Raw genomic sequence first — 3,811 nt, forward strand, 5'->3', positions numbered from 1 at the left:
GTGATGGGCTTGATGGGGCCTTGGCTCGAATCCAAGGCATTAGTGACGCTGGCGGTTTTCTCGACATCAGCCTCGATTTCCTTTTCTATTCGTTAATTCCTTTTGGCTTTGTTATTGCGAACCCAGAACACAACGCCATTGCCGGTGCGTTTTTGATCTTCTCTTTTATCGGTACTGGCAGCAGCTTTTTGGCGTTTGCCGTGATGGCAGGCAAACGAGGCATCGAAAACCCAGTCTATAAGCATAAGTCTCTCTACTACATGTCAGGGCTAACCGAAGGCACTGAAACCATCGCTTGTTTCATCGCGTTCTGTATTTGGCCTCAACACTTTGCGGTTATCGCTTACACCTTTGGTGCAGCTTGTTGGCTAACTACATTCATGCGAATTTACTTTGGGTTCCAGACACTCAAAAATCAAACTGAGTAGCCTATTGCTTATGTGTTAACAGTCCCGACTAGAGGCTGTATTCCTCATAAAAAAACGCCGCTCAAATGAGCGGCGCTTTTGTATCAACTGTTTCTGTCATGATGTTTTCTGTCGCTAAGCGTTTTATATCTAAGCTTAAGCTTTATTACATCATGTGTTTGCGTCGGATATCGAGTAGGGCAAAGACGCCGAAAATCAATATGGACCACTTCTCCCAACGTGACATTTCGATCTTATCGCCAAAAGCACCGATGAAAATCAGCATTTGCAGGCCGTGCATGAAGAATAAGAATGCTGTCATGATATAAAGCGCAATCGCAGCATTACCCGGGAATGGGTAGAAAATATTGGCGATTAAGATAAACCAAACAAAGGCGATGGCTGCTTTTGCTAGTGGAAGCAAGAACTTCATTCAATAACTCCTATTCTTCAGTGATTCGATTGAACAGTCGGTAGCTCGACTGGCCAGTGGTCTTATCGCGGTGTAATTCCCAGTTTTCTGGCATAGCTTCGAGTTTTAGCTCTTTCTCTGTCTCGACGTAAATGATGGCGTTGTCGGCAAGCCAACCGTTGCTCTCAAGCAGTTGTACTGTTTCTGCGAGTAAGCCTTTACGAAATGGAGGATCGAGAAAGACCATATCGTAAGGAGTGCCTGGCTGCTTAAGAAAAGAGATAGCATCAGTGTTGACTACATTGATGTTGTCTGCTTTGAGCTCTTTCGCGTTATCAGAAAGCTGTTTGGCCGCTTTTTGATTCATTTCGAGCAGTGTCACCATTTTTGCTTGGCGAGAAGCGGCTTCAAAACCTAGACCACCAGAACCGGCGAATACATCCAAGCAGGTCGAATGTGGGATATCTTGTGCCACCCAGTTAAAGAGTGTTTCTTTGACTCGGTCAATGGTTGGGCGTAATCCTTCTAAATCATGAACAGGCAGCTTTCTACCTCTCCATGAGCCACTAATAATTCGAACAAAGCCTCCGGATGGCTTTTTTTGTGATGTGTTTTGCTGGCGACGTCTTACCATAGATTTTTTGACCGCTAATAAAGTGATACTATACCGAGCCCAATTTAAGTGGGTTCGAGTATTAAATAAATTTACAATGACAAAGTGTATCAAGCTAAAAGCAAACTTATCACTGCTTTGTCATTTTTCTTTACTATTCGTTTGTACAAGCTTGTATTGTATAACAATAGCAAAGAGTCGACGTGTATTAAGTCAATACAGCTAATTAGTAGATCTAGGAAACTCCTCTGATGACGGAAAAAAAGAAGCGCGGATTATTATCGTGGCTTGGTTTTGGTGAAGAAGAACAAAGCCCAAAAACTCAGAATGAAGCGAACGTAGAAAACGTTGAAGATCAAACTGAAGTTGAATCACAAGTTGAGGCTGAACAGGTCGCACCTGAAGTTGAAGACGCTAAATCAACGGAACCTAAGTCTGTTGAATCTGAACTTGCGGAGTCAGAGCAAACGCTTGAAGAGGCTCAACAAGATCAGCAGCCTGTCGCAGCAGAAGCAGAAGCAGAAGCAGAAGCAGAAGCAGAAGCAGAACAGGAAGAAGTGATTGCTTCTCAATCTAAGGTTGAAGAAGTTCAAGAGAAGCCGACAGAAAGCTTCTTTGCACGACTTAAGCGTAGCCTAAGCCGTACTAAAGCAAACATTGGTGCTGGCTTCTTTGGTTTGTTCAAAGGCAAGCAAATCGATGAAGACCTGTTTGAAGAATTAGAAGAGCAACTTCTGATCGCCGACGTGGGTATGAATACCACCGTGAAGATCATTGAAAACCTAACAGAAAAAGCATCCCGTAATGACCTAAAAGACGGTGAAGCGCTTTATGGTCTGCTTAAAGAAGAGATGTCAGAAATCTTGAGCCAAGTGGAACAGCCACTGGTTGTTGATACCACTAAAACACCTTATGTTATCTTAATGGTGGGTGTGAATGGCGTGGGCAAAACAACCACTATCGGTAAGCTGGCGAAACAATTCCAAAGTGAAGGCAAGAAAGTGATGCTGGCGGCGGGTGATACCTTCCGTGCGGCAGCGGTTGAACAACTTCAGGTTTGGGGGCAGCGTAATGATGTTCCGGTTATCGCTCAGCACACTGGTGCCGATAGCGCGTCTGTTATCTACGATGCGATTGAAGCGGCGAAAGCGCGTGGTGTTGATGTTGTGATTGCAGATACTGCAGGCCGTTTGCAGAACAAGAGCAACTTGATGGAAGAGCTACGCAAGATTGTTCGTGTAATGAAGAAGATCGATGATTCTGCACCGCACGAAATCATGTTAACGCTAGATGCAGGTACCGGTCAGAATGCGATTAGCCAAGCGAAGTTGTTTAGTGACGTGGCACCAGTAACGGGCATTACGCTAACTAAGCTAGATGGTACAGCGAAAGGTGGCGTAATTTTCTCAATTGCTGACCTGTTCCAGATTCCAATCCGCTACATTGGCGTGGGTGAAGGCATTGACGACCTGCGTCCATTTGAGTCGAAAGACTTTATTGAAGCACTATTTAGCCGCGAAGAGTAACGCGTGTAGCAAAGTGGTTTATTCTTAACCTGCTACCGTTTTAAATTTGATATGAGTGATCGTAAGAGGAATTTTCGGTGATCAAATTTCAGCAAGTGAGCAAAGCCTACCGAGGCGGACGACAAGCGCTCCAAAAAGTGGACTTTCATCTCAAACGAGGAGAGATGGCATTTTTAGGCGGGCACTCTGGTGCTGGTAAAAGTACCTTGCTGAAGTTGATCTGCGCGATAGAGCGTCCAACTGACGGACGTGTTTGGTTTAACGATCACGATATTACTCGTATCCCAGCCAAAGACATTCCCTTTTTACGCCGTAACATCGGGATTGTCTTTCAAGATCACCGCCTACTTATGGATCGCTCGATCTTCGATAACGTCGCTCTGCCTATGCGTATAGAATCTATTTCTGAAAACGAAATTAAACGTCGAGTCAGCGCTGCGTTGGACAAAACCGGTTTATTAGATAAAGCCCGTTGTTTGCCAAGCCAGCTCTCTGGGGGTGAACAACAACGGGTCGGTATTGCTCGCGCTGTGGTTAACCGTCCAACTCTGCTTTTAGCGGATGAACCAACTGGTAACCTAGATCCTGAACTATCGAGTCGTGTATTACGCTTGTTTGAAGAGTTCAACCGTGCGGGTGTCACGATCATGCTAGCGACGCACGATATCGGGTTAGTGAACACTCGCCCTCAATATCGACATCTGGAATTAAACCAAGGCTTTTTGAGTGAGGTTGAAGATTATGGCCGCGAATAAGCGCATTAAGAAACCTCAATCCAATCGAGCAGTAAACCGGGCTTCAAGCGACGGTTTCTTTGTTGTTCATTGGAAACAAGCCAAGTCATCGTTCTCGC

At 45.1% G+C, this 3,811-nt stretch carries 5 protein-coding genes and 1 pseudogene; 4 read left to right on the forward strand and 2 right to left on the reverse strand.

Features of this window, described 5'->3' with window-relative positions:
• Positions 1-428: CDP-alcohol phosphatidyltransferase family protein (locus AB4653_RS14485; protein WP_372104534.1), on the forward strand; the 428-nt coding region annotated here is incomplete at its 5' end.
• Positions 429-573: 145 nt separating this feature from the next.
• On the opposite strand, the gene AB4653_RS14490 is transcribed toward AB4653_RS14485, so the two are convergent.
• Positions 574-840 carry a DUF1145 domain-containing protein gene (locus AB4653_RS14490; protein WP_009848233.1) on the reverse strand — a complete coding sequence of 89 codons (267 nt, stop codon included), beginning with the start codon at positions 838-840 and terminating at the stop codon, positions 574-576.
• A 10-nt stretch (positions 841-850) separates the two neighbouring features.
• Complete coding sequence (gene rsmD, locus AB4653_RS14495; RefSeq protein ID WP_009848234.1) at positions 851-1,453, reverse strand: 16S rRNA (guanine(966)-N(2))-methyltransferase RsmD; 603 nt, start codon at positions 1,451-1,453, stop codon at positions 851-853.
• Between the two features lie 230 nt (positions 1,454-1,683).
• Here rsmD and ftsY point away from each other — a divergent pair, with 230 nt between their 5' ends.
• The 3 genes and pseudogenes from ftsY to AB4653_RS14510 form a co-directional block, all read left to right on the forward strand.
• Positions 1,684-2,958 (forward strand): signal recognition particle-docking protein FtsY, encoded by a 1,275-nt coding sequence (gene ftsY, locus AB4653_RS14500; RefSeq protein WP_102258045.1) that lies wholly within the window; start codon positions 1,684-1,686, stop codon positions 2,956-2,958.
• A gap of 77 nt (positions 2,959-3,035) precedes the next feature.
• A complete protein-coding gene (gene ftsE / locus AB4653_RS14505; protein ID WP_009848236.1) occupies positions 3,036-3,713 on the forward strand; it encodes a cell division ATP-binding protein FtsE in 678 nt (225 codons plus the stop codon).
• Positions 3,700-3,811 (forward strand): annotated as a pseudogene (locus AB4653_RS14510) (cell division protein FtsX); the annotation flags it as partial. The gene ftsE and the pseudogene AB4653_RS14510, both read left to right, overlap by 14 nt.

It is taken from the genome of Vibrio sp. 10N.222.48.A3, assembly GCF_041475345.1.
Lineage (GTDB): Bacteria > Pseudomonadota > Gammaproteobacteria > Enterobacterales > Vibrionaceae > Vibrio > Vibrio tasmaniensis_A.

Bases quoted from the DNA above. Each gene is read 5' to 3' on its own strand.
- AB4653_RS14490 (WP_009848233.1), bottom strand. From the start codon at position 840: ATGAAGTTCTTGCTTCCACTAGCAAAAGCAGCCATCGCCTTTGTTTGG.
- rsmD (WP_009848234.1), bottom strand. From the start codon at position 1,453: ATGGTAAGACGTCGCCAGCAAAACACATCACAAAAAAAGCCATCCGGA.
- ftsY (WP_102258045.1), top strand. From the start codon at position 1,684: ATGACGGAAAAAAAGAAGCGCGGATTATTATCGTGGCTTGGTTTTGGT.